The organism is Burkholderia sp. Ac-20344 (assembly GCF_017104975.1).
Taxonomy (GTDB): Bacteria; Pseudomonadota; Gammaproteobacteria; order Burkholderiales; family Burkholderiaceae; genus Burkholderia.
In genome coordinates this window covers 40,923-65,418 of sequence record NZ_JAAGPP010000002.1, presented here as the reverse complement: position 1 = coordinate 65,418, position 24,496 = coordinate 40,923, and the positions used below count along the sequence as shown (strand labels likewise).

27 protein-coding genes are annotated in these 24,496 nt (G+C 66.3%); 11 read left to right on the top strand and 16 right to left on the bottom strand.

The window, feature by feature from the left end; all coding sequences use genetic code 11:
* Nucleotides 1–370 precede the first annotated feature (370 nt).
* From G3N64_RS01125 to G3N64_RS01115, 3 genes are all read right to left on the bottom strand, one after another.
* Nucleotides 371–1,384, bottom strand: coding sequence for a hypothetical protein (locus G3N64_RS01125; protein ID WP_205781942.1), 1,014 nt, complete (start codon nucleotides 1,382–1,384; stop codon nucleotides 371–373).
* A 115-nt stretch (nucleotides 1,385–1,499) separates the two neighbouring features.
* Nucleotides 1,500–2,327 (bottom strand): hypothetical protein, encoded by an 828-nt coding sequence (locus G3N64_RS01120; protein ID WP_205781941.1) that lies wholly within the window; start codon nucleotides 2,325–2,327, stop codon nucleotides 1,500–1,502.
* A 121-nt stretch (nucleotides 2,328–2,448) separates the two neighbouring features.
* On the bottom strand, nucleotides 2,449–3,036 hold the full coding sequence (locus G3N64_RS01115; protein ID WP_205781940.1) for a tetratricopeptide repeat protein: 588 nt from the start codon (nucleotides 3,034–3,036) through the stop codon (nucleotides 2,449–2,451).
* A 359-nt stretch (nucleotides 3,037–3,395) separates the two neighbouring features.
* On the opposite strand from G3N64_RS01115, the gene G3N64_RS01110 reads away from it, so the two are divergent.
* The 3 genes from G3N64_RS01110 to atsR are packed head-to-tail and all read left to right on the top strand — an operon-like array spanning nucleotide 3,396 to nucleotide 6,631.
* Nucleotides 3,396–4,268, top strand: a complete 873-nt coding sequence (locus tag G3N64_RS01110) for a helix-turn-helix domain-containing protein (protein WP_205781939.1) — start codon at nucleotides 3,396–3,398, stop codon at nucleotides 4,266–4,268.
* 42 nt (nucleotides 4,269–4,310) lie between these two features.
* On the top strand, nucleotides 4,311–4,814 hold the full coding sequence (locus G3N64_RS01105) for a molybdopterin-dependent oxidoreductase (RefSeq protein ID WP_205781938.1): 504 nt from the start codon (nucleotides 4,311–4,313) through the stop codon (nucleotides 4,812–4,814).
* Entirely contained in the window at nucleotides 4,811–6,631 is a 1,821-nt protein-coding gene (gene atsR, locus G3N64_RS01100) for a hybrid sensor histidine kinase/response regulator AtsR (RefSeq protein WP_205781937.1), read from the top strand. Before G3N64_RS01105 ends, atsR begins: the two co-directional genes overlap by 4 nt.
* Nucleotides 6,632–6,675: 44 nt before the next feature.
* On the opposite strand, the gene G3N64_RS01095 is transcribed toward atsR, so the two are convergent.
* Nucleotides 6,676–7,095: a secondary thiamine-phosphate synthase enzyme YjbQ gene (locus G3N64_RS01095; RefSeq protein ID WP_205781936.1), complete on the bottom strand. Its 420-nt coding sequence runs from the start codon at nucleotides 7,093–7,095 to the stop codon at nucleotides 6,676–6,678.
* 10 nt (nucleotides 7,096–7,105) lie between these two features.
* Nucleotides 7,106–7,432 (bottom strand): thioredoxin family protein, encoded by a 327-nt coding sequence (locus G3N64_RS01090; RefSeq protein WP_021160574.1) that lies wholly within the window; start codon nucleotides 7,430–7,432, stop codon nucleotides 7,106–7,108.
* A gap of 178 nt (nucleotides 7,433–7,610) precedes the next feature.
* Here G3N64_RS01090 and G3N64_RS01085 point away from each other — a divergent pair, with 178 nt between their 5' ends.
* The 5 genes from G3N64_RS01085 (at nucleotide 7,611) to G3N64_RS01065 (ending at nucleotide 10,593) form a co-directional block, all read left to right on the top strand.
* On the top strand, nucleotides 7,611–7,943 hold the full coding sequence (locus tag G3N64_RS01085; protein ID WP_205781935.1) for a DUF2322 family protein: 333 nt from the start codon (nucleotides 7,611–7,613) through the stop codon (nucleotides 7,941–7,943).
* Between the two features lie 105 nt (nucleotides 7,944–8,048).
* On the top strand, nucleotides 8,049–8,918 hold the full coding sequence (locus G3N64_RS01080) for a hypothetical protein (protein WP_205781934.1): 870 nt from the start codon (nucleotides 8,049–8,051) through the stop codon (nucleotides 8,916–8,918).
* Nucleotides 8,919–9,128: 210 nt separating this feature from the next.
* Nucleotides 9,129–9,761 (top strand): LysE family translocator, encoded by a 633-nt coding sequence (locus tag G3N64_RS01075; RefSeq protein WP_205781933.1) that lies wholly within the window; start codon nucleotides 9,129–9,131, stop codon nucleotides 9,759–9,761.
* A gap of 216 nt (nucleotides 9,762–9,977) precedes the next feature.
* Nucleotides 9,978–10,319 carry a type II toxin-antitoxin system RelE/ParE family toxin gene (locus G3N64_RS01070; protein WP_205781932.1) on the top strand — a complete coding sequence of 114 codons (342 nt, stop codon included), beginning with the start codon at nucleotides 9,978–9,980 and terminating at the stop codon, nucleotides 10,317–10,319.
* Nucleotides 10,306–10,593 carry a helix-turn-helix transcriptional regulator gene (locus G3N64_RS01065; RefSeq protein WP_175002412.1) on the top strand — a complete coding sequence of 96 codons (288 nt, stop codon included), beginning with the start codon at nucleotides 10,306–10,308 and terminating at the stop codon, nucleotides 10,591–10,593. Before G3N64_RS01070 ends, G3N64_RS01065 begins: the two co-directional genes overlap by 14 nt.
* 85 nt (nucleotides 10,594–10,678) lie before the next feature.
* On the opposite strand, the gene G3N64_RS01060 is transcribed toward G3N64_RS01065, so the two are convergent.
* The 3 genes from G3N64_RS01060 to G3N64_RS01050 form a co-directional block, all read right to left on the bottom strand.
* On the bottom strand, nucleotides 10,679–11,350 hold the full coding sequence (locus tag G3N64_RS01060) for a YebB family permuted papain-like enzyme (protein WP_205781931.1): 672 nt from the start codon (nucleotides 11,348–11,350) through the stop codon (nucleotides 10,679–10,681).
* A 135-nt stretch (nucleotides 11,351–11,485) separates the two neighbouring features.
* Entirely contained in the window at nucleotides 11,486–12,055 is a 570-nt protein-coding gene (locus G3N64_RS01055; RefSeq protein ID WP_205782024.1) for a hypothetical protein, read from the bottom strand.
* Nucleotides 12,056–12,283: 228 nt separating this feature from the next.
* Nucleotides 12,284–12,742 carry an Lrp/AsnC family transcriptional regulator gene (locus G3N64_RS01050; protein ID WP_006486309.1) on the bottom strand — a complete coding sequence of 153 codons (459 nt, stop codon included), beginning with the start codon at nucleotides 12,740–12,742 and terminating at the stop codon, nucleotides 12,284–12,286.
* 124 nt (nucleotides 12,743–12,866) lie between these two features.
* Here G3N64_RS01050 and G3N64_RS01045 point away from each other — a divergent pair, with 124 nt between their 5' ends.
* From G3N64_RS01045 to surE, 3 genes are all read left to right on the top strand, one after another.
* Nucleotides 12,867–13,613 carry an AzlC family ABC transporter permease gene (locus tag G3N64_RS01045; protein WP_205781930.1) on the top strand — a complete coding sequence of 249 codons (747 nt, stop codon included), beginning with the start codon at nucleotides 12,867–12,869 and terminating at the stop codon, nucleotides 13,611–13,613.
* Entirely contained in the window at nucleotides 13,606–13,914 is a 309-nt protein-coding gene (locus G3N64_RS01040) for an AzlD family protein (protein WP_205781929.1), read from the top strand. The genes G3N64_RS01045 and G3N64_RS01040 overlap by 8 nt, the downstream gene beginning before the upstream one ends.
* 180 nt (nucleotides 13,915–14,094) lie before the next feature.
* Complete coding sequence (gene surE, locus G3N64_RS01035; RefSeq protein ID WP_205781928.1) at nucleotides 14,095–14,874, top strand: 5'/3'-nucleotidase SurE; 780 nt, start codon at nucleotides 14,095–14,097, stop codon at nucleotides 14,872–14,874.
* A gap of 120 nt (nucleotides 14,875–14,994) precedes the next feature.
* Here surE and G3N64_RS01030 read toward each other — a convergent pair whose 3' ends face one another.
* The 8 genes from G3N64_RS01030 to G3N64_RS00995 all read right to left on the bottom strand — a co-directional run bounded on the left by G3N64_RS01030 (nucleotide 14,995) and on the right by G3N64_RS00995 (nucleotide 24,336).
* Complete coding sequence (locus G3N64_RS01030) at nucleotides 14,995–15,816, bottom strand: SDR family oxidoreductase (RefSeq protein ID WP_205781927.1); 822 nt, start codon at nucleotides 15,814–15,816, stop codon at nucleotides 14,995–14,997.
* A 14-nt stretch (nucleotides 15,817–15,830) separates the two neighbouring features.
* Entirely contained in the window at nucleotides 15,831–15,971 is a 141-nt protein-coding gene (locus tag G3N64_RS01025) for a hypothetical protein (protein WP_205781926.1), read from the bottom strand.
* 219 nt (nucleotides 15,972–16,190) lie between these two features.
* Nucleotides 16,191–18,866, bottom strand: coding sequence for a GH92 family glycosyl hydrolase (locus tag G3N64_RS01020; protein WP_205781925.1), 2,676 nt, complete (start codon nucleotides 18,864–18,866; stop codon nucleotides 16,191–16,193).
* Nucleotides 18,867–18,933: 67 nt separating this feature from the next.
* Nucleotides 18,934–21,393 carry a GH92 family glycosyl hydrolase gene (locus G3N64_RS01015; RefSeq protein ID WP_205781924.1) on the bottom strand — a complete coding sequence of 820 codons (2,460 nt, stop codon included), beginning with the start codon at nucleotides 21,391–21,393 and terminating at the stop codon, nucleotides 18,934–18,936.
* Between the two features lie 327 nt (nucleotides 21,394–21,720).
* A complete protein-coding gene (locus G3N64_RS01010) occupies nucleotides 21,721–22,188 on the bottom strand; it encodes a cupin domain-containing protein (protein WP_205781923.1) in 468 nt (155 codons plus the stop codon).
* 119 nt (nucleotides 22,189–22,307) lie between these two features.
* On the bottom strand, nucleotides 22,308–22,616 hold the full coding sequence (locus G3N64_RS01005) for a hypothetical protein (RefSeq protein ID WP_205782029.1): 309 nt from the start codon (nucleotides 22,614–22,616) through the stop codon (nucleotides 22,308–22,310).
* Nucleotides 22,617–22,663: 47 nt separating this feature from the next.
* Entirely contained in the window at nucleotides 22,664–24,016 is a 1,353-nt protein-coding gene (locus tag G3N64_RS01000; RefSeq protein ID WP_205781922.1) for a pyridoxal-dependent decarboxylase, read from the bottom strand.
* A 20-nt stretch (nucleotides 24,017–24,036) separates the two neighbouring features.
* Nucleotides 24,037–24,336 carry a helix-turn-helix domain-containing protein gene (locus G3N64_RS00995; protein ID WP_039369710.1) on the bottom strand — a complete coding sequence of 100 codons (300 nt, stop codon included), beginning with the start codon at nucleotides 24,334–24,336 and terminating at the stop codon, nucleotides 24,037–24,039.
* Nucleotides 24,337–24,496 lie beyond the last annotated feature (160 nt).

Here is a 24,496-nt window from a genome sequence, read left to right as displayed (position 1 = left end):
GGTGGAAAATTCCCTGCCGGGTCGGGCGTCACGATGGATACATTCGTGATAGCGACATCCCGATCATGCCAAACGACACTGCGAAAATCAGTCGTGCATTATCCTTTTAGTACACGTCTGATTTGTTTTTATTATTGTTTTGAACTTGAACGAATCATCGTCGTGAAATCGCATCCGGGGATCGATCCGATTGGACACGTCGCGCCGTCGCTTCGGCGCGGGCACGCACGTCAACGAGATACCGCCGGCAAGCCGGCGGCAAAAGATGCGTCCGCGGATGGCGTGTCGCACCTGAGGCACTCGATTCGACGCGCGCGGTTCATTCACGAATGAACGACCCGCGCGATGCAACTGCGTCGGACGCGTCTGCTCAGTTCTGCGTGAGCGGATTCAGCGTCGTGCACAGGAAGCCCGTGCAGTTCTTCGGCGTGAAATAGAACGACGCCATCACCGGCGTGGGGACGCCGAGCGCGATATCGCCGAGATAGGCCGAGCCCTGCGCGCCGAACGTGTTCGACTGCTGGACGAAGCTCGCGCCGGTCGACTGGATGGTGGCCGACTGATACGTGAAGGTCGGCGACTGCGTCTGGTCCTTCACGTAGATCCATGCAACATTGGCGGGGCCGAACGACATCGCGCCCTTCGCGCGATAGCCCTTCGCGCCCTCGCTGTTGGCCTGCGCGATGAGATCGTCGACGGTCGATGGCGGTACCAGTGCATCGTACGAATAGGTCGAACCCGACGCATTGTTCTTCATGTACACGTTCGCTTGCACCGATCCCACCATCATCGGGCCGACGAACCAGTAACCCGACTGGCCCTGACCGTTCGCCTGGGTGACAAACGCGTCCTGGCTGGCCGGCAACGTCGCCGTCGCGTATGTGTATGTCGCCGATGAGCCGCCATCCTTGCGATAGAGATAGCCGTAGGTAAGCGGGCCTTCGAAGCGGTAGCCGCTCGTGCCTTGCGAGTTGGCCTGGTTGACGAAGCCCGTCATGTCGGCCGGCGTCGTCTGTAGCTGGTACGTGTAGGTCTGCGCCGCGCCGTCGTTCACGAAGATCGACTGCGACCCGCCATGGGACGCATCGTAGTAGTAGTCGCCCAGATACCGATAGCCCTTCGCGCCTTCATTGTTGACCAGCGTCAGGAAGCTCGTCTGATCCGCCGCGACAGGTTGCGCGTCGTAGCGCCACGTCAGCGTGCTGCCGCCCGAGCCGCCAGAACCGCCGTTGCCGCCAGTCCCCGTCCCTCCGGAACCCGTCCCCCCGGTGCCGCCGTTGTTGGTCGTGCCCGATCCACCGCCGGACGCCGCGGGCGAGGAATCGTCGCCGCCGCAAGCGGTCAGCGCCAGACAGGTCAGTGCGATCAATGCAACGGCTTTCATCGGGATCACCTCAATGCAAAAAGGACGAACGAAGCCGGTACGCGCGGATCACGCCGCGCGCACGGACAGTCACGAATCAGGATCCGGCCGGCGGCGCACCGCCGGCCCGGGAGCGTCAGTTGACCTGGAGCTGGCCACCGCGGCCAAGGCCGCCCTTGACGTCCTGCGCCTTGTAGCTGCGCAGTGCGACGACCATCTTGTTGTACGCGTCGATGAACGCGACGACCGTCGCCTTGCCTTCCGGCGTCGCCGAGAAGCCGGCGAGCGCGCCGCCCACGCCGCCGCCGAAGCCGCCCAGCGCCGCGCCGTAGTTGGTCGCCGTCGAGCTGCCTTCCGACGCCGCGATCTGCACGGCCGAACGCACGTCGAACAGCGTCAGCGTGACGACCGACGCCTTCGTCTGCAGGTGGCCGGCCACCGCCGCAACCGCGCTGTTGCCGATCAGCCCGCCGATCATGCTGCCGATGCCGCCGATCGGCGAATCGTTGATGACGATCTGCGGTTCCATGTAATAGTCGGCCGCGACGCGCTGGCCCTTCTGCTGCTTCGAGCCCGCGCGGTACTCACCCGAGTTGCGCTGCAGCTGCGTGATGCGCGACAGGCGCGCGTCGCTCTTCTGGTTGCCGATCGACGTGATCACGAAGCAGTTCGACTGCTGGACGGCCAGGCGCAGCAGCGGGTCGATCGTGGTCATCTTGGTCGCGCTGCCGAACGGGCCCCACCAGTCGGCATTGCGGCCGTCGTCGACGGCGATCGTGCCGAGCGGCGACGCGCAGCGCTGCAGCCCCGTATCGGCGCCGGCGCTCGCGCCGCCCGCGGCGGCACCGGTCACGCCCGCGTTCTGGCCGCCGGGCGTCACCACGCCGCCGCAGCCCGCGACGGACGCACAAAGCGCTGCGACCAGCGCACCTTGAGTGAGACGTTGGGAAAGGATGGTCTTCATGTCGTTGTCGATCGATTAGAGTCGTTGTTCGGCTTATGTGTTCGTGCGAACTTCGATAAGCCCCCCGGCGTGGCGCGCGATGGTGGTCTCCCCGCTGCTGCCCCCGTTGCTTTATGCCCGGTCAGTAGTACCAGTACGTCTGCTGCCAGACGCCGTAGTACGGATAGCCCGAGTACCAGTAGCCGTAATAGACGTCACGCCATTGCGTGCGCCATTTCCAGTCTTCTTCGTCTTCCTTCTTGGCCTTGCGCGCAAGGTCGAGCAGCTTCTTCGACTCCTTGTCGCCGCGGCCGGCCGCGATCGACAGCCATTTCTCCGCTTCACGCGCGTCGGAGCCCATTTCCTCGAGGCCGAACAGGTAGAAACTGCCGAGCGCCTTCTGCGCCTGCAGGTCGCCGCGCTCGGCGGCCTCGCGCATCCACTTGAGTGCCTGGTAGCTGTCCTGGCGCACGCCGTCGCCGCGGAAATAACGCAGGCCGAGGTCGTAGGCGGCCTTCGGCTGGGTCTTCGCGGTCTGCTTCAGCGCAGCGATGCGCGGATCTTCCCGGTCTTCCGAATCGCCCCTTTTTTGATAGGACACCTGATCTTTAGGACGGTCGGAACACCCTGTGTCGTCGCAGATCCGCACCGTGTGGCTGGTGATGGATGGATCCTGTGCGCACGCGACCAATAGCCACAGCAGCCCCGGTGCGAGTAGACGGCGGAACATGGGTACTTTCCTCAAGTTTTATTGGCGCCGCAATTCTTCGAGCTATCCCACCCCCGCGAGCTTGCACCCGGCGGCGCGCGGCGCAGCAGATACAATCCGCTAACGCCGACACGCACTCCAAGGCTCTCTCAGGCTCTCTCTTCGAATCGTTCGGTCACTGATTCAGTGTTGTCGCTTTTCGATGTGCCGACAGGGGTCGTCATCGATCTCCAAACATGACGCGACAAACAATAGTGACGTGGTGAGCAATAATAATGGAGAAAAAAGGCATGTCAAGGCCATTCGCGTTTTCAAAGTTTGCATGACGCGTCAGTTTTGATATGCTCTCCCTCGCCAAAACCCCTGGAGACCCCATCGAGATGCCCAACAGCGAGCAGGCCAACGTCGATCTCATCACCGCCAACAAGGTGCGCGACCTACTGAACCGGAACGGTATTCCACCGCGAAGTCACAACACGACGATCGCGAATGTGCTCGGCCTGAGCTTCTCGGTCGTCACGCGCAAGATGAAAGGCCTGATCCCGTGGAACCTGTCGCAGTTGCAGGACATCGCGACGCACTTCGGCGTGCCGCCCGCGATCCTGCTCGACGACAAGGGCACGCAGCCGGCCGCCGCCGAGATGATCGACGCGACGCTCGTGATCGAGTCGCGGCGCTTCCGCTGCCGCGCCGCGATCTCGACCAAGGCCAGCAGCCAGATCGAGACGGACTTCGTCGCGCTGCAGTGGCAAGGCGAATGGCTCATCACCGAGCGTCAGCTCGCACGCGAGGGCCGCACCTATCCGGTCGACGTCATCGAGCTGCGCTCGACGCAGCCGAACGTGTATGCGGCGCGAATCGCCGTGGTCGACGACTCGCAGGACGTCGCCGAGACGGTATGTGAATATTTCATCGAAAAAGGCGTGAACGCGATCCCGTACTTCGACGGCGCGACGTTCCGCAAGGCCCTGGAGGTCGAGGATTTCGACGGCTACATCCTCGACTGGATGCTCGGCGACCAGACGGCCGCCGAACTCGTACGCGGCATCCGCTCGAGCGAGAACAGCGGCGCGCCGATCTTCCTGCTGACCGGCAAGATCTCGACCGGCGAAGCCAGCGAGGACGAAATCGCGCACATCGTGTCGCACTACAACGCGCGCTGCGAGGAAAAGCCGGTGCGCCTGCCGATCCTGTTCGCCGAAGTGGCGCGCGAACTGAAGATCACGCTGCCGGCCGTGACCGCCGCGAACTGAGACCACAGCGACAAACCACCACCGCACGACCGAGGGCACGACATGCGAATTTCGACCATCTGGACCAAGGGCCTGCTGACGGCCTGCCTGCTCGGCATGGCCGCCGCGACCTGGGCCGCTTCGTCGTTTACGTTCACCGTCGACGGCAAGATCGACAAGAGCAACCAGCAGGGCAAGAAGGCGTACGTGTTTTCCGAGCAGGCGCTGATGGCGCTGCCGCAGCACACGATCGTCACGTCGACGAGCTGGACGCCGAAGGCGGCCTTCACCGGCCCGCGCCTGTCCGACATCCTGAAGATCGTCGGCGCACACGGCACGCAGATCGAGTTCCGCTGCATCGACGAGTACACGTTCACGATTCCCGTGTCCGACGCCGATCGTTACGGCGTGATCCTCGCGCGGACGATGAACGGCAAGGTGCTCGGCAACGACAACTACGGCCCGCTGTGGATCATGTACCCGCGCGACCAGTATCCCGACGAACTGAAGACGCCGCTCGGCGAAGCCAAGTTCGCGTGGCAGATCATCGGCCTGACGGTGAAATGAAACGCCGTCGATGGAAAAATAGAAAAATCATCCTGATCCTCGGCTCGCTGTGGATCATGGGGTTCGCCGCGTGGGCGTTCCTGCTGTGGGACCTCCTCGCCACCTCGGTCAACGAGGGCGTGCTCGAGGGGCCGCGCGAAGGTGTGTTCTGGACCGCCGCGCAATACCGGAACGCCTATACGCGGTTCGACCGGCAGCTGATCCTCTACGCGACGCATCAGGACGACGATTTCTATCACGTGCAGATGCAGCTCGACAGCCTGTCGGTGTCGTTCGGCTTTCTGCAGCGGCCGTCGGAAGTATCCCAATACTGGCTGCGCATCCCGCGCGCGCGCAACGAGATCGACGCGCTCGGCGAATTCATGGCGCGCCTGAAGCGCGAAGTGCCGTTGCTGCGCGACTCGCCGAAAAATGCGCAGCAGGTGATCGACGAAGTCAATGCGTACTGGCCGAAGGTCAACGGCCTCGCGAACTATTTCCGCGCGATCGAGATGGCGCAGCGCGACTTCACGTTCCATCAGCTGAAGGAAAAGCAGCGCGCGATCCTGATGCTCGGCATCGTGCTCGGCGTGATCCTGTGCGCGCTGTTCCTGCTGCTGTTCTATACGATGCGCACGCGTGACGACCTGCTCGAACGGCAGGACGCGGCGCTCGACGCCGAACGCAAGGCGTCCGACCGCGCGTTCGAAATGATCGAGGCGAAAAACGCGTTCCTCGGGATGGTCAGCCACGAGTTGCGCACGCCGCTGCAGGCGATCTGCGGGTCGGTCGAGATCCTGCTCGCGCGCCCGCAGTCGGACGCGAACCTGAAGACGATCCGGCGGCTGCAGAACTCTGCGTTGTCGCTCGAAGCGCTCGTCAAGGACCTGACCGACTACATCAAGCTGCGCTCGACGAAGCGCCTCGCCGAACGGGAAACCGTCGGCATGGCGTCGCTGCTCGCCGAAGTGCTCGACCCGCTGCGCGAGAAGATCGCGGCCAAGCGGATCGCGGTCGCGCAGCGGGTCGAGCCGTACGGCCTCGAGATCCGCTCCGATCGCAAGCTGCTGCGCCAGGTGCTGTCGAACCTGATCGAGAACTCGGTCAAGTACACGCTCGGCGGATCGATCGACGTATTCATCACGCTCGCCGACGCGCCGGCCGGCCAGCAATTGAAGATCGCCGTGCGCGACACGGGCGCCGGCATCGCGAAGCCGCACCTGTCGAAGATCTTCGAGCCGTTCTACCGCGCGAACGACGCGGTCGGGCTGCACGTGGACGGGATCGGCATGGGGCTCGCCGTCGTGCGCGAAATCGTGACGACGCTGCGCGGGCATGTGGACGTGCGCAGCACGGTGGGCGAGGGCAGCGAGTTCGTCGTGACGCTGCCGGCCGAAGTGCCCGGCATCGACACCGCCGGCAACGCGGCCGGCGACGCGCCCGCGCTGCCGCACGCGGCCGCGCACCGCGACCGGCGCGCGCTGGTGGTCGACGACGACGACAACGCACGCGAAACACTCGGTGCGATGCTGTCGGCGCTCGGCATCGACGTCGATCTGTGCCGCACCGGGCAGGAAGGCGTCGCACGCTTCGGTGCGAGCCGCTACGACTTCGTCGTGCTCGATCTCGAGCTGCCGGACTTGAGCGGCTTCGACGTCGCGCGGCGCATGCGCGCGGTCGCGGTACCCGACGACGACGGCCGGCATCCGGCGATCCTCGGCGTCAGCGCGTATGAATCGACCGCGCTGCGCGAGAACCAGCAAGTATTCGACGAGTTCCTGCCGAAGCCCGTCCACCTGCGCGAACTCGGCGCGCTCGTCGAGAAGCTGCTCGCCTGAGCCGGCGCGGCGGCGATGCGCCGCTCGTTGCCGCGCGCGCCCGCTTACTCGCCGATCAGGTGCAGCACGATATCGCGGCGATGCGCCGCGCGGCGATGCTCGAACAGGTAGATCCCCTGCCACGTGCCGAGCACCATGTGCCCGTGCTCGACCGGGATCGACAGTTGCACCTGGGTGAGCGCCGTGCGCAGGTGCGCCGGCATGTCGTCGGTCCCTTCGGTGTCGTGCTCGTAGCGCGTGGCGTCCTCGGGTGCGAGCGTCGCGAAGTAGCGTTCGAGGTCGCGCTGCACGGAAGGATCCGCGTTCTCCTGGATCAGCAGCGACGCCGACGTATGGCGACAGAACACGGTGAGCAGGCCGGTGCCGATCGCCTGCTGGTCGACGAACGCACGCACCTGCGGCGTGAATTCCACGAGGCCGCTGCCGCGCGTGTCGATGCCGATGTGCGTGATCGCCTGTTGCATCGTCGTGACCTCAGGCCAGCGCGGCGAAGCCGTCGGCTTCGATCTGCTTCGCGTCGGCGGGGCGCACGACGCGCGCGACTTCGACGCCGTCGCGCAGGAACACCAGCGTCGGCCACAGCTTCACGCCGAACGAACGGCCGAGCGGGCGGCCCGGGCCATCCTCGATCTTCAGGTGCCGCACGGCGGGATGCGCAGAGAACGACGCCACGATCGCCGGCTGCGCGCCCGCGCAGATCCCGCACCAGTTCGCGCCGAATTCGATGACGGTTGCACCGCCCAGTGCGTCGACTTCCGCGCGCGTCGGCGCGTTGGCGGTGTAGCGTTGCTCGGTATCCATCAGGCCCTCGTGTGCGTTGGCGGAGCGTGGCCGCGCGGTGCGAATGCACGGCCAGCCAATGACTACTCTAGCCGAAAATGCCACGGGCGCCGAGCTGATGCACGGGCGCTGCTCGTCGCCGCTGATCGGATAAGATACGGCGCGCGGTGCCTTTTACCGAACCGACGGAGTGTTTTCAGTGATTCAACCGACCCCAGTATTCAAGGACAACCTCGCGCAACTGCCGGCCATCGACGGCGTCGCGCGCATCGATCTCGTCGGCGCGAACGGCGACGTGGCCGCGACCATCGAGAACCAGCCGGGCAAGCAAGGCTCGCTCGCGGTGTACAACTACCTGAAGCAGGCATTCGGCACGCTCGACGCGAAAGCCGCCGAGCACGGCCTCGCGGTGTTCGCCGAACATACGGCCGACGCACGCAACCGCCCGGGCGCGCATCCGAACGTCGATCGCCTGCTGGCGATCGTCGCAGGCGGCGAAGCGCTGCGGATCGACGTCGTCGCGAAGGGCTGATTCACCGGCGGCACGCAGGCGTGCTGCCGGCCGGTGCGCGACCGTGACGCGCGGGCGAAAACCCGCGATCATCGCGCCCGCCCCCTTTTCCCGGAGACTGCCTGCGTGTCCCGTTTCGTTGCCTTGCCGCTTGCCCACCGCCTTGCTTCGATCGTTTCGATCGCAGCCGTTGCGTGTGCCGCGCTCGGTGGCACGGCATCGGCCGATCCGCTGCGGACGGCCTCCGATATCGCCGGCGCGTCGCTGGTGCCGCTCGGCGTGCTGCCGCACTCGCCGGAGAATGGTTCGCTCGATCCGTTCTGCACGCGATATCGCGCGAAGACGACCACCGCGGCCGGCCGCGAAGTCGCGAAGCGCGACTGGATCGTGACGTCCGAGGCGCCGCTCGGCCGCTACACGGTCGTGACGTTCGCGAGCGGATTCAGCGCCGGCACGAGCGCGATCTGTTTCGCGCGCAACGGCAACGTCGGCGTGTTCGACGGCACGACACTCGTCGCGCTCGGCTACACGGCGCACAACGCAGGCTGGCAGCTCGGCGCGGCCGACCGGCTGGAGAGCGGCGCGCTGCTGATCTGGGGCGGCGACGGCCCGGCGCCGCCCGTCGGCGAACTGCACGAAGAGAACGGCGGCCTGCGCCTGACCCGGGTAGCGGCTGAAAGCACCGACTGCCAGGGCCGCGCAGTCGTGCCCAACGTGTACGGCAAGCCGCTCGACGTCGCGCGCCGGATCCTGATCGCGAAAGGCTGGCAACCACTGCGCCCGCGCGAGAAACCGGATGCGACGGACGGCGCGGCGACGCTCGCGAAGCACGGCATCATCGAAGCCGAAGCGTGTTCGGGCACCGGCATGGGATATTGCGCGCTGCGCTACCGGAGTGCGGCCGGCGTGCTCGGCGTGACGACGGCCGGCGGCGAGCCGGACAAGCCGTCGGCGAACACCGTGATCGATTATCAGGTGGCCTGCCGCAAGCCTTGAGCAGTGCGGCGATCGCGCGCGCAAGGCGCTGCATCGGCGTGTGCCGTTGAAGCGGTGTCGGGCATTATCGGCGTGTCGCAAGCAGCGCACGTGCGTTGACGATCGGCCTCGACGGCCCACCGGGCCATCGTCCGTTCGCTCGATTGACCGGCCTCGTGCGCCCTCCTAAACTGACCTCCCTTTTACGCCGTTCCGACGAAAGGGAGTCCCATGATCGACCTCTCCACGCTCGCGCTGTTCTCCGGCGCGTGTCTCGCACTGACCGCCACGCCGGGCCCCGACATGCTGCTGATCGCGTCCCGCAGCGTGAGCCAGGGCCGGCGCGCTGGCTTCGCGACACTCGCGGGCATCCAGGCCGGCACCTACTGCCACGCGCTGGCGGCCGCGCTCGGGCTGTCGCAGCTCTTCGTCGCGGTGCCGCTCGCCTACGACGCCGTGCGCTTCGCGGGCGCCGCCTATCTGCTGTATCTCGCGTGGAAGACGTTCCGTTCGGATGCGACCGCGCTGTCGCCCGTCGCGTCGCAGCGTCGCCACTCGACCGCGACGATCTTCCGCCAGGGGCTGACGACGAACCTGCTGAACCCGAAGATGGCGCTGTTCGTGCTCGCGCTGTTTCCGCAGTTCGTGCGACCCGAGCACGGTTCGATCGCCGTGCAGATTCTCCTGCTCGCAACGGTGCTGAACCTGATCGGCATCGTCGTGAACGGCGCGGTCATTCTGTCCGCGAGCCGGCTGAGCCAGCGGATCGGCGCGCGCCGCCGCCCGTCGAAGCTGCCGCAGTATCTGCTCGGGTCGGTGTTCGTGGGGCTCGCGGCGCGGCTCGCGGTGGCGGGGCGGAGCTAACACCACCACTCTTCCATCGCGCGTAGCGCGCGCCGGCAACGAATTGCGCACCGCGCCGACACCGGATTGCCTGAGAACAGTCGGGCTCGCACATCCTCGCCGAAGTCCCCAGCCGACGTAACGGCGACTCCAACCCTCCGGCACGTCTGACCAGCCGCCCGCATCCGCAGTCGCGGCAGGCCACAGTTCTTGCATCGATATAACATATTTGTTACTATGCTGACCAATGCGTACGAAATTCGGTTCTTCAATGAGCGTGTCGAGGAGGGCGTGGCAGCGTTACCCAAGACACTCATCGCCCGGTTCTATGCGCTCGTTGACCGCATGGAGCAGTACGGCCCGAACCTGGGCGAACCCCACACGCAATCGATGGGAAACGGACTGTACGAAATGCGATTGAAGGGCGCGGAAGGTATCGCCCGAGTGTTTTATTGCGCGATCGTCGAGCGGCGTATCGTCATGCTTCATTGTTTTGTGAAGAAGACGCAAAAGACGCCACAGAAGGAACTGGAAACGGCGCGCCGTCGACTGAAGGAGGTTCAAGATGGCAACGTATAAGGAACTGCGCGAGCGTGCATTGACCGACCCCGAGGTGCGCGCTGAATACGAACGACTGAACCGCGAGGAATTCGCACTGCTCGACGCAATGCTGGCTGCCCGACGAGAGGCCGGGCTGTCTCAAGCCGATGTGGCGGAGCGGATGGGCACGAAGGCACCGGCCATCACACGACTTGAGCGTGCGCTCGCAACTGGCCAGCATTCACCATCCATCGATACGTTGCGCAAATATGCGGCGGCTTGCGGTAAAAAGCTCGTGATTTCGTTCGCCTGAACCTCCCGCAAGCCGACGCATCCCCATTGCTCTTCAAGCTCTACATTGCACCACGTCGGCAGGAGCATCATCGATTCCCACTCCGTCATCCTGCGTCACCAGCGCGCGTATCCGCCACCACCCGCAACGCCCCGCTATCCAGCAAGCTCGCCGGCGTCACCGTGCGGCGGCGCCACGGAATCCGGCCGAAATACCAGATCCTCCAGAAACCGAGCGGATGATCGGGATTCCGGCGCAGCAGCATGTCGAAGGTCTCGACGTCGCCGAGCACGATCCGCGTCGCATCACGCACGACTTCGCGCACGAACCGCGAGCAGAACTGCCGCCGCGACGCGAGATTGAACCCCGTGTCGTAGACCACGCCGATCCGGCGCATCGCAGCCGCCACGAGCCGGCGCCGCTGCGCGGCATCGAGCGGCTGTTTCAACCGTGCGATCACACACGCGCCGCGATCGGAGCGCGCGAGAAACCGCGACATCGTCGTGACCCGCGACAGCGGAAACGTGCTCTCCGCGATCAGCGGCTCGCCGCCACGCTCGCCGACCACGATCCCGACGTGATTCGTCCACGAGCGCGTCGCGCTCGCCACTTCGAGAAACGGCCGCACGGTCACGCGGATGAAGACGATGTCGCCGATCTCCGGTTCGATCGGCAACGGCATGTCGTGCGATGCATGGGACCCGACGGAGAAGAGGCGCTGCCGGCCTGAGCCGGGCGAGCGGATCAGGAGCGGCCGGCAACCGATATCGACAACCATACGAACCTCGCGCGTGGAGTGATGCCGCGAGCATGTCAGCAGCAGTCGCGCGCCGCACCCGCTTCTTGCGCGAGGGCGAGTATCCGCGCCGCCGGGTGGCGGTTTTCGATACCGGCGCGCGCGGCCGCGCTGCCTTCAGCGCGTCGCACCCAGCGCCACGCGCAGCCGCTCCATCAACTGCGTGTAGTGCCGCAGCACGTCGTCCTTCGGCACGACATTCGCGGTCGCGAAACGGTCGGACCACGCCGGTTTCCATTCATACGAGCCGTGCACGCTGCGGTCGCCGTCGGGCGCCTGGATCAGCGAGCGGATCCGCGCGTCGCGGCCCGGGCCCGTATGCATGTCGAACAGCGCGTGGATGTACGTGTGATACGCGTCGTACACGTCGTCGTCGAACAGGTAGCGATAGATGTGGAACGTGCGGTCGAGTTCGCGCTTCGCGCGGATCACGTCATCCGGCGAGATGTCCTTCCAGTAGCCGATCCACGTGTAGAAGCACAGCAGCGCATTGAGCTGCGGCGCGACCGCGTCGTACAGCGCGAGCCGCTTCTCGATCAATCGCTGGTTGGTCCACTGCACGAGTTCGAGCCGCTTCAGCCGGCGCGCGACGAGCCAGCCGAGACACGCGACCGACAACGGCGTCAGCACGCCCAGCACGAGCTTGACGATTTCCAGCGAATTCCACGGATTGCTGATTGGCTGCATGAATGGCCCGACAAGAAGAAACGCGTCCGTGCCGGCGCACGCCCCGGCGCGCAGCGCCGCCTGCCCGATCGCGTCGGCATTGACCGTTAGTTGCTTGCGCATCGAACGTCGCGTGACGACACAGGCGACGGGTTCGAAGCGGCGTGATTCGTCAGTCTATCGGGTGATTGTCACCGAGCCGTGACCGTTCGTCGACCCGTCGTCGCGTGGCCACGCACCTCGCCCGCGTCAGGTCGGTAGCGCCGACGTGAGCTTGACCTTCTGCATCGGAATGTCGGTCTTCACGCTCAGCACGCCCGGAATGCGCGTGAGGTATTCCATCTGGAAGCGCCGGTAGTCGTCGATATCGGCCGCGACGACGCGCAGCAGGAAATCGCAATCGCCCGCCATCAGGTGGCATTCGACGACTTCCGGCATCTGCTGGACGGCCTCCGCGAAGCGGTTCACCGATTCCGCGTCCTGCCCCTTCAGCCACACGCGCGTGAAGATCGTCAGCCCCTTGCCGACTTTCGCGGGATTCAGCACGGCCACGTATTTCTCGATCACGCCGGCTTCCTCGAGGAGCCGCACGCGCCGCAGGCACGGCGACGGCGACAGCCCGACCTCGTGCGCGAGTTCCACGTTCTGCATGCGGCCGTCGCGCTGGAGCGCGCTCAGGATCCGGCGGTCGATGGCGTCAAGTTTCATTGGCATTCGATTCCAAAAAAATCGCGTATCACGCGTTCAATGCCAAATTCTGAGAAAAATCTGGCCACAACGCAACCCGATTCGAGTCAAAAAAGCAGACAATTCCTCCCCCGAAGGAGGAGTAATGAGCAGTAGCGTTTCAACGTCGTCAGGGCTTCGCGACAAGCCCGCCTATGTCGCCGAGATGGGTCGCGGATTGCGCGCGGCGCTGCCCGTCATGCTGGGTTTCGTGCCGTTCGCGCTCGTGCTGGGCGCGCAGGCCGCGCAGAAAGGGCTGAGCCTGTTCGAAGTGCCGATGATGACCGGCATGAACTTCGGCGGCGGCTCCGAATTCGCGGCGATCCATCTGTGGACGTCGCCGCCGCACATCGCGCTGATCGTCGCGATGTCGTTCCTCGTGAATTCGCGCCATATCCTGATGGGCGCCGCATTCGAGCCGTATATCCGCCGCCTGCCGCGCCGCCGCGCGTTCTTCGCGCTGTTCTTCATGTGCGACGAAAGCTGGGCGATGTCGCTCGCCGACGCCAGGGCACGCTCGGCCACGCACATCAGCGTGCCCTATTACGCGGGCATCTGCATGGGGCTCTACCTGACGTGGATCTCGATGACCACGCTCGGCGCGGCGGTCGGCCCGACGATCGGCAACGTCGAGCAGTACGGCTTCGACATGGCGTTCACGGCCGTGTTTCTGGTACTGCTGCGCGGGATGTGGAAAGGGATGCGCGCGAGCCGCCCGTGGTTCGTGAGCCTCGTCGTCGCAGCGGCCACGCACCTGGCCGTGCCCGGCGCGTGGTACGTCGCGGCCGGCGCCTGCGCGGGGCTGATCGCCGCGCTGCTGTGGGAGCCGCGCGAGGAGCCGCGCGATGCCTGATTTCCCGGATTTCAGCACGGTCGCGACGATCGTGCTGATGGCGTCGACGACCTACCTGTCGCGCATCCTCGGCTACGTGCTGCTGCGCAACCGCACGCTGAGCCCGCGGATGGCGTCGGTGATGGAGAACGTGCCCGGCTGCGTGCTGATCTCGGTGATCGCGCCGGCCTTCGTGTCGACGCGCCCGGCCGACCTGCTTGCGCTGGCCGTTACGCTGATTGCGGCGACGCGCCTGTCGATCCTGCCGACCGTCATCGTCGGCGTCGCGTCGGCCGGCCTGCTGCGGCACCTGCTCGGCTGAGCGGTTCCGACCCGCCGCGTACGCCGCGGCACGGCCACCGACGAACGGGCGCGCGATGCGCCCGTTTTCACATCCGCGCCGACCGCACGACACGACGATCCTCACGCGGGAATGCTAGCCTTGTGGCTTGCGCCACGCTGCATGCCCCTCTCATTACCCGTCTCCGCGAGGATCGTCCCGATGCAAGAAACCCGCCCGCTGTTCGATCGCGTCCTGCTCACCAACGACGACGGAATCGACGCCCCCGGCCTTGACGTGCTCGAACAGGTCGCCACGCAACTGGCGCGCGAAGTGTGGATCGTCGCGCCGGCGGAAGACCAGAGCGGCACGTCGCATTCGTTGAGCCTGCACGAACCGCTACGCGTGCATCGCAAGGGCGAACGCCGCTTCGCGGTGCGCGGCACGCCCGGCGATTGCGTCGCGATCGCGATCAGCCATCTGATGAAGGACGCACGGCCCGACATCGTGCTGTCCGGCGTGAATCGCGGCGGAAACCTCGGCACCGAAACGGTGTTTTCCGGGACGGTGGGCGCCGCGATGACGAGCATGCTGGTCGGCGTGCCGGCCATCGCGCTGAGCCAGGCCTTCACCGATCGCAACGCGGTGCCGTGGGACACGGCGCTCACGCATGCGCCGGACGTCATTCGCCGGCTCGTCGCCGCCGGCTGGGACAGCGACGCGTGCCTCAACGTGAATTTCCCGCCGCGGCCCGCTCAGGACGTGCGCGGCCTGAAGGTGACGAACCAGGGCGCCGGCACGCTGCAGGGCGTCGAGATCGTGTCGGGGCGCGACCCGCGCGACATCGAGTATCACTGGCTGAAGCTCGCCCGCGCACCGCGCGACGACGATGCGGATTCGGAAACGGTCGCGCTCGGCGAAGGGTATGTCGCCGTCACGCCGCTGAAGTTCGAGCGCACGCACGATCAGGCGCTCGCGCGGTTGCGGTCGAGCCTCGGCTGATCTGCGTACATCGACGAGTTAGCGGTCGCGGCAATCGCGCGCGTGGCACCTGCGCGCGGGTGCCCGGCTGCAACGCCGCTTCACCGCTTCACCGCTTCACCGCTTCATTGAGTCGCAACATCACGTCAGGCTCATCCCCCCGTCGAGCATCACGATCTCGCCCGTCACATAGTCGGACGCGACGAGCATCGCGACCGTCTGCGCGATGTCGTCCGGTGTCGCCGCACGGCGCATCGGCGCGCGCTCGCGCCAGAGCTGCTGCGCGTCCGTCCAGTCGGCCGTGAGCGGCGTATCGACGAGCCCCGGCGCGACCGCATTGACGCGAATCGCCGGCGCGAGCGTGCGCGCCAGCAGCCGCGTCGTGTGATTGAGCGCAGCCTTCGCCGCCGCATAAGGAATCGACGCGCCCTTCGGCCGCACGCCCGCATGCGAGCTGACGTTCACGACGCAACCGGCCCGCCCGTGCGACGCCGCCTCGCGCAACGCGGCCTCCGCCTCGGCGACGAGCCGGAATGGCGCGATCACGTTGATCTCGTGCATCTCGCGCCACACGTCGGGCGTCGCCGCGGCGAGGTCGTCGTGCGGAATCACGCGGCTCACGCCCGCATTGTTGACGAGCACGTCGAGCCGCCCGTGCACGGCCAGTGCGTCGCGAATCAACCGCACGCGCTCGGCATCGTCGGCGAGATCGGCCTGCACGTAAGCCGCGCCGAGTTCGCGCGCCATCGCCCGCCCCACGTCGGCCGAACTGCGCGAATGCAGGATCACTGCGTAGCCATCCGCCGCCAGGCGGCGCGCGACGGCCGCGCCGATCCCCGACGTCGAGCCGGTGACGAGCGCGACCGGCCGATGCAGGCGCGACGCGCGCGGCTCGGCGAGGGTTTCGGTTTCAGGTTCCGTTTCGGAAATCGGGGCAGATATCGGCGGGAGCGGCGCATCCATATCGGGGAACCCTGTCAGTGGCGTTCCCGCATCATAAGCGCGACGACGCCCCATGACACGAACGTGACGGCGATCACCATCGGGATTGCATCGGTCAGGCCGAAGCGGTCGGCCGTCAGGCGCCAGATCCGTTCGATGCCGAGCCGGAGCAGCATGAGCGCATTGCCGGCCGGAACGGGGGCCGTCGCCTGCTGTCGCGCCCTGTGTTGCGTGCTGGCCGCCGAAGCGGTCACCGCGTCGGCGCATGGCGTCCCCGCCGCACGACCCGAAGACGGATTCCCGGGGCAGGCCGCTTCCTGCCTCGCGGCCGCGGCCCGCACCGTCATATGAAGGGAAGGAGAAGCGGCCCGCGTCACACGGGCCGCTTGCGGCCGCTACTTGCCGGCCAACGCCAGCGACGGTGCGAGCGCACTGTTCGGATCCTGCCCGTTCCACGTGCCGACCCATGCGTCATTCGGCGTCGCCCCCATCACGAAGTCGAGCGTGCCGCCGGCTTTCATCTCGTCGTACGTGATGTACGGCCGATGCAGCGGCGTGCCGTTCAGGCTGACCGACTGGACGTAGCGATTGACCGATGACGGCGCGCCGCCGCCGGCCGTATGCGCGGTCACCTTGAAGCGCCGGGTCGCGCCGAACTTCAGTGCCTTTCCGTCCCCGCCTCCCGATGCGACCGGCATGTCGACCGTCGCTTCCTCGAACAGCGGCGTGCCGAGATAGAACACGCCGCCCACCGGATTCAGCGAATAGATGCCGAGCGCGGACAGCACGTACCACGCGGACAGCTGCCCGCAATCGTCGTTGCCGGGAATCGCCGCATCGCGCACGCGGCGCGGATCGGCCAGCGCGGCCTGCAGGCTGTCGCCGCTCAGCAGCGCGCGATCGCCGGCCGTCAGCGTCAGCGAGTACATGTCGTCCATCACCGTGCGCACGCGGTCCTGCGTCTTCGACGGCATGCCCGCGACGTCGTACAGGTACGGCAGGTGGTTCGCCGGCTCGTTCCCCGCGAAGAACTGGCCGCTGCGGCCGGTCAGATCCGGAAAGCCCTGGTTGTTGAGGAAGGTCAGCGGATTGGCCGGATCGAACGTGCGGTCGAGCTGCGCGATGAACTGGCTTTTCCCGCCGAGCAACGCAACGAGGCCGGGGAAGTCGTGGAAGATGTTCCACGTATCGACCCACGAATTCGATTCGGAGAAGTCCGTCTTCTCCGCCGCCGCCGGGTCGAAGCCCGCCACCCAGTTGCCTTGCGAATCCTTCGGCTGCGCAAACTTCCAGCCGTTGTTCGACACCGGATTGAACACGTTCCGGTAGTTCTGGCTGCGCTGCAGATAGGGCCGGTAGTCGGCCGTGCGCTTGCCCGCCGCCTTGCCGACCGCGGCCGTCGCCCAGTCGTCGAACGCGTAGTCCTGCGTCGTCGACACCGATGCGTTGTCGCCCGCGTACACGTAGCCGCGCTGGCGATACTGGTCGAAACCGTGTGCGCTCGCGCTCTGCGTGGTCGTCAACGCGGTCCAGATGTCGTCGATGCCCGCGCTCGTCAAGTGCTTCAGGTACGCATCGGCGATCAGCGGGATCGACGGGTGGCCGGCCATCGTGAAGGTTTCCGTTTGCGCGAGCGGCCACACCGGCAGCTCGCCCTTGCCGTTCTGCCTGAACTGCGTGAGCAGCGACTTCACCCAGCCGTCGACACGCTCGGGCTGCACCAGCGTCATCAACGGCGACTCGGCGCGAAAGGTATCCCACAGCGAGAACGTCGACGAATAGTCGAAGCCCGGATCCGCATGCTTGCTCGTGGTCGGCGGCGACGTCGTGCCGTCGTTGGTCGAATCGGTGCCGACGTAGCTGCCGTCCGCATTGTTGTAGACGGTCGGCGCGAGCATCGTGCGGTACAGCGACGTGTAGAACATCGTCCGCTGGTCGGCGCTGCCGCCCTTGATCCGGATCCGGTCGAGCGCGGCGCTCCACACGCGCTCGGCCGCACCGCGCACCTGGTCGAACGACTTCGCGCCGACTTCCGACGCGAGATTGGCCTGCGCATCCGCGATGCTCGATGGCGAGATGCCGACCTTCACCGTGACCGCGCCGCCGCCGTCGTTGCCGTCGGCGAACGTCAGGTAAGCCTTGAAGCCGTCCGCGCTGAACGCGACGTGCTTCGTATCGAACGGCTTCGAGAAACGCGCAACGAAATACGTCGGCTTGTTGTTCGCCCAGTTGTTCGTGAACTGCCAGCCGGCGATCGTCTGCGCATCGATGACCTGGATCCTGCCGCTGGCGGTCGAGCCGCCGATCGGGTTGTCGATGCTGACGATCATGCTGCGCTTCTGCGTCGCCGCGCTCGGGAAGTACGTGTAGCGGTGCACGCCCGCATGCGAAGTCGCCGTCATCTCCGCGAGGATCTTCGCGCCCTGCACGTTCCACGGCGTGTTGCCGCTGCCGACCGGCGCCATCTTCACGCGGTAGTAACCGGGGCTCGCGGTTTCGTCGTCGTGGCTGAACGATGCGTTGTACGTGATCGACGAATCGGCGGCGACCTTCGCCAGCGTCGCGGTGTCGACCGGCGCCAGCGTCGGCAGGAACCGCACTTCGCCGCCCGAGCCGATGCCGGTGCCCGACAGGTGCGTATGCGTGAAGCCGGTGATGAACGGATCGTCGTACTGGTAGCCCGACGTGCGATCCCAGTTCCACGGCAGCGTGTGTGCGCCGCCGGTCGTGTCCGGCCCGAGCTGCACCATTCCGAACGGCACGGTCGCGCCCGGGTACACGTGGCCGTGGCCGCGCACGCCGCTGCTCCAGTCCGCGTTGATGTCGAGATTCGCGGTGCCGATCATCGGGTCGACGCTGCGCAGCACCGACCGTTTATCCGCGCCGCCGTGCTCGTTCCGATCGCCCTGGTCGTTCGGGTTGCTCTGGTTGCTCTGGTTGCCTTGATCGTTCTGGTTGCCCTGCGCGTTCGACATCTGCGCGAGCACGCTCGCATCCGTCGAACCCTGATCGCCCCCGCACCCCGACAGCACGGCAAGGCACCCGATACCCACCACATGACGTAGCTTCATCCGTTCGTCCCTCCCTCTCTCTGCGTCGATCCTGTTGGCAAGAACCGCTCGTCGCTCTCCCCGCCCGTTACGGCGCGCTGGCCGCCTGCGGGAACGACGGCAGCGCGGATGCGTCGGTGCCCCACGTCGCGGCGCTCGCGTCGGCCGTCATCGCATACGTCAGCTTCCCGCCCTTCGCGATCTGCTCGAACGGCAGCCACGCGGTCGAGTAAGGTGCGCCGTTCAGCTTCAGCGACTTCACATAGAACGACGCGCCGTCGCCCGAGCCGGCACCCGGCGCGACGATGTGCAGCAGACGGTAGCTGCCGTCCTTCTGCCCGACGCGCACCGTGATCCTCTCGAACTGCGGGCTCGACAGCGCGACGCCGCTCACGCCCGGCACGACCGGATAGAGGCCGAGCGCGGCCCATACGTACCAGCCCGAAATCGCGCCGAGATCGTCGTTGCCCGGCAGCCCGGCCGCGCCGGCGCCGAACGCGTTCGCGAGCGATGCGTGCAGCACGCGCTGCGTATGCGACGGCGCACCGGCCCATGCGTAGACCCACGGCACGGCCATCGTCACTTCGTTGCCGACGTAGAAATACGGCTGCACGGTGCCGATGTTCAGGTGCGTGAAGAACGTGTCGAGCCGCTTGACGACCGGTGCGGCACCACCGGCCTGTGCGACCACGCCGGCGAGGTCGTGCGGCACGTACCACGTGTATTGCTCGGAATTGCCTTCCATGAAGCCCGTGCCGTCGGTGACCCATGCACCGGCCGACGTCTTCGGCTGGATCGCGCCCTGGTCGAACAGGTTTCTCCAGTTGCCGCTCGACTTCAGCAGCGTGCCGGCCGTCGCCGACTCGCCGAGCGCCGTCGCGAAGCGCGATACCGCGAAATCGCGCACCGCATATTCGAGCGTGTTCGATGCGCTCTGGTTGTCGCCCGAGCCCGACGACGGCACGTAGCCGAGCCGGTCGTAGTCCGCGCGGCTGCCCATCACCGGCGTGCCGGCGCACGCGGCGCCCGGCGCCGTGCTGTTCTTCATGATCGACAGCGCGGCCTGCGTGTCGAAGTTCGTCGCGCCGAACGCATGCGCGTTCGCGACGATGATCGAGCCCGCATCGCCCGGCATCACGGCCGTCTCGGTATTGAAGTACGCCCAGCGCGGGAATGCGCCGCACGCCTTCGCATCGAGCACGAGCGACTGCACGATGTCGCTGGTCCGCACCGGGTCGAGCAGCGCCTGCAACTGGATGAACGAGCGGTCGATGTCCCAGCCCGAGAAGTTCGCGTACATCGTGCGGCCTTTCTCGACCCGACGCGTCGGCGCGGCCGATGCGCCGTTCGACGCGTAGAAATCCGGATACTGGCCGTTCACGTCGTTGAACACGTTCGGGTGCAGCGACGCGTGATACAGCGCGGTGTAGAACTTCGTCTTGTCGGCGTCGCTGCCGCCCGCGACCTGGATCGCGTTCAGGCGCGCGTTCCACGCGGCGCTCGCCGCGCTGCGCACCTTGTCGAAACGCCAGTTGCGGTTGCCTTGCGCATCCGATTCCGGATTTTCCGCGCGCAGGTTCGCCTTCGCATTCGCTTCGCTGACGAACGAGATGCCGAGCTTCATCATCACGTCGGGATGCTTGCGGTCGACATTGAACGTCAACGTCACCGGGCTGTTGTTCGACAGCGCCGGCTTCGCCGCGAACGGCTGGCTGAATTCCGCGTAGTAGTACACGGGCACCGTATGCCCGGCCCAGCAGAATCCGCCGCCCGCGATCGTGCCGGACAACGCGCGGTCGCCGACCTGGCCGATCGTGTCGCGCGTCGTGCCTTGCGCGCGGTTGTTCAGCACGGTCGGATCGATCGCGATCGTCGCCTGCTGGCCCTGCGCGAGTGCCGGATACGTGAAGCGCGCGAAGCCGGTGCGCACCGTCGTCGTCAGCTCGGCCTTGATGCCATTGCCGAGCGTGACGCCGTAATAGCCGGCCTGCGCGGTTTCGTTCGCGTGACTGAAGCTGGCCGGCGTGCCGGCATCACCGGGCGCGAGCTGCGGCATCACGTTCAGGTAGCCGCCGTTCGCCCAGCAGCCGGTACCGCTCAGGTGCAGGATGCTGAATGCGTTGATCGACGTGTCGCCGTACCAGTAGCCACCGGAGAAGCCGGAGCCGTCGCCTTTGCTGCTGTCGTACTGCGCAGTCGGCGTCATCGGGCTCCACTGCATCATCCCGAACGGGACCGTCGGCCCCGGGAACGTGCCGCCGCCGAGACCCGAGCCCACCGGGTCGGCCGGCTGGTCGGTCGCGTAGTCGGTGCCGATCAGCGGATTGACGTACTGCGCGACGCGGATGTCGGCGTTTTTCCTCGCCGCTTCGTTGCTGTTGTCGTCTTCGTTGCCATTGCCGCCGCTGTCGTTTTCACTGGCCTGCGACGGCACGGACGCCGACCTGTTTGCAGCGACCGCCGACGGCGAATCGCCATCGCCGCCGCATGAAGCCAAGACAACGCATAGCGCCAGCAGCGCCGTTCCCAACCCCCAGTTCCTCGACATCGCCTGTCTCCGTATCGTTCTTGAATCCGATATTGATTCGAACTACTGAGCTTTCAATCAGGATGCTTTTTGATGAGTTCCACTTTCCTGGCCGATCGGTCGAAAATCCCGGGTTCGTGTATTTATTTCCGCATTCCGGCACCCGGAAAAAGACGCGCCGATATGTCGAAATACCGGCGCCCAGGAACGGACAACGGGCACAAGCGTGCCCAAATAAACGTGTTTTCTCTACCCCGTGTTTTTACGAATTTTTATTTCGTTTATCTAAACAAGAGGTTATTGATTCGATTTTTATGTGGAATGGGGTATTGAATGCACGATTGGCGATCAAGGCTGCTTCGGCAGATCGACGTAGTCCTCGAGTTCGCCCGCGATATAAAGCCGCTTGCCGATTCGCGGGTATTCGCAGACGTCGTGTTCGAGCCGCTGCCCGCCGACGAGCAGCTCGAGCGGCGCATCGCCGGTGTTCTGCACCGTATGCGCTTCGCCGCCGCGCGGAAAGCCCAGAAAATCGCCGGGCCCGATTTCATCCGTGCGCTCGCCGATCGTGACCGCGCCCGTACCGGACAGCACGTACACGAACTCTTCTTCGTACAGGTGGCGGTGATACTCGGCCGATTCGTGACCGGGCATCAGCGTGAGCAGGTGAACACCGAATTGCGTCAGGCCGGTCAGGTCGCTGAGTTGCCGCTTGAGACGAACGGCATTGGGATTCAGCGAATGCACCGCGCGCGTCGGTTCCATCTTCGCGATATCGGCGGCCTTCAGCAGTTCCCGGGGAAAGGGAGTCGACATGGGGATCTCGCAAGCGTGAATGCTTCGGTTGAACGCCGCGCCAGCATGGCGCGCGCAGCGGCCATTGTCCGACATTTTCACGCTTGCAGATGTGTCGCGAACCCCGCCATCGCGCGCGGCTAGCGCGCGAATTTCTCCTGCGTCGCGCTGCCGTACACGGCGTAAAGCAAGCCCGCCAGCATCGCGAGAATCAGGCCGATGCTGATCGCGACGCGATAGACGCTGGTGATCTCGACGTAATGCTGCGGGTCCGGCACGCCGATCTGAAGATAGATCCACCCGACCAGCGGCACGAGCGCATAGAGACTCGGCAGCGCCATCACGCAGAGCACGGCGAACAGGCTCCACTCCTTGACGAGCGCATGACGCTCACGCATCACGCCCCAGAGCAGCAGCACCGCGACGAACAGTTCGAACGCACCGTTCATCTGGAACGGCGTCCCGCCGGACGACGTGATCGCCGCCGGGCCGCCGCTCAGCGCACGTGGACGCCGCGCAGCTCCGTCAGCAAAGCCACCAGACGATCGATGTGCGCGTCTTCGGTACGCCACGACGACACGCTGATCCGGAACGCCGGCCGCCCTTGCCACACCGTCGCACCGAACCACACGTCGCCCGACGCCTGCGCGGCCGCGAGGATCGCAGCCGTTTCGTCGTCGGTGCCGGCGCGCACGAGCACCTGGTTCAGCACGACGCGATTCAGCACGTCGTAGCCGGCGGCACGCAGGCCGTCCGCGACCCGCGCCGCCTGTGCGCAATGCCGCTCGACCATCGTGGCCACGCCGGCGCGGCCGAGCGAGCGCAGCGCGGCCCACACGGGAATGCCGCGCGCACGCCGCGAGAATTCGAGGTTCAGGTTCTTCTGCGCGTCCTGCGCGCCGCTCAGGTACACGGCGTCGCTGTTCATCGCGGTCGCGAGCGCGGCCGCGTCGCGGCAGATCACCATCGCGCCGTCGTACGGCGTGTTGAGCCACTTGTGGCCGTCGGTGGTCCAGCTGTCCGCGCCGTCGATGCCGTCCGTCAGCGCGCGCTTCGACGATGCGCGGGCCCACAGGCCGAACGCGCCGTCGACGTGCACCCACGCACCGGCCGCCTTCGCGGGCGGAATCAGCGCTGCGAACGGATCGAACTCGCCGGTGTTCACTTCGCCGGCCTGCACGCAGAGGATCGTCATGTCGTCGAGGGGCGGCAACTGCGCCGGGTCGATCCGGCCGTGCACGTCGACCGGCGCGACGATGAGGCGCTTCATCCCGAAACCGAGCACGCGCAGCGCCTTCTTCACCGTGATGTGCGCCAGCTCGGAGATCACGACCTTCACTTCGGGCGCGCCGATCAGGCCATCGGCATCGATGTCCCAGCCCTTGCGCGCGAGCAACGCGCGCCGCGCAGCCACCAGCGCGACGAGCGTGCAGGCCGTCGCGCTCGTGCCGAAACCGACCGCGCTGCCTTCGGGCAACCCGAGCGCGTCGACGATCCAGCGCGCGGCCTGGCGCTCGATCGTCGCGGCGACCGGCGAATTCGCATACGACGACGCGCACTGGTCCCACGCGAGCATCAGCCGCTCGGCCGCCGCCGCGGCCGGCAGCGCGGCGCCGATCACGAAGCCGAAGTAGTTCGGTCCGTTCGACGCGACGGTCGCGGGCGTGCCGCGCTCGTCGAGCAGGCGCAGCACGTCGTCGGCCGGTCGGCCCGTATCGGGCAGCGGCTCGTCGAACGCCGCCAGGCCGGCCAATGCGGCCGCGTCGGGAAACGCGCGCCGCTCGTTCGTCGCGGCCAGATACGCGTGCGCGCGCCGGTCGGCGTCGGCCAGCAATGCGAGTTCGTCCATGTCGGTTGCCTCGGTGGGAATCAGAGTTGCAAAAGATCGCGGCCGAGCTGCTGCAGCGCGCCGTCGATCCGCTTGTAGTACGTGAACTTGCCGACGCGGGTCGCCTGCACGAGCCCGGCATCCGCGAGGATGCGCATGTGGCGCGTGGTCGTGGCCGGTGCGATGCCGAGCTTCTCGGTGATGTACGTGCAGCACACGCCGAGTTCGTCGAAATCGCCGTGCGGCTGCGGCGGGAAATGCTTGCGTGGCTGCTTGAGCCAGCGCATCACGGCCAGGCGGCTTTCGTTGGCCAGTGCGCTGATGCGGGTGACGTCGTCCATGAGAGTGCGGAGCGCGATTAACGTTTCGAATATTAGCTAAATGACGAAATGTATGCAATCGAGTCGAGGGGCGACTTGAGCTGACGCTGTGGTGTGGCCGGTCGCCGTTTCGGCACCGGATTCGATCGCGGCAAGCGCGCCGCAGCAACGCTTTGCACGC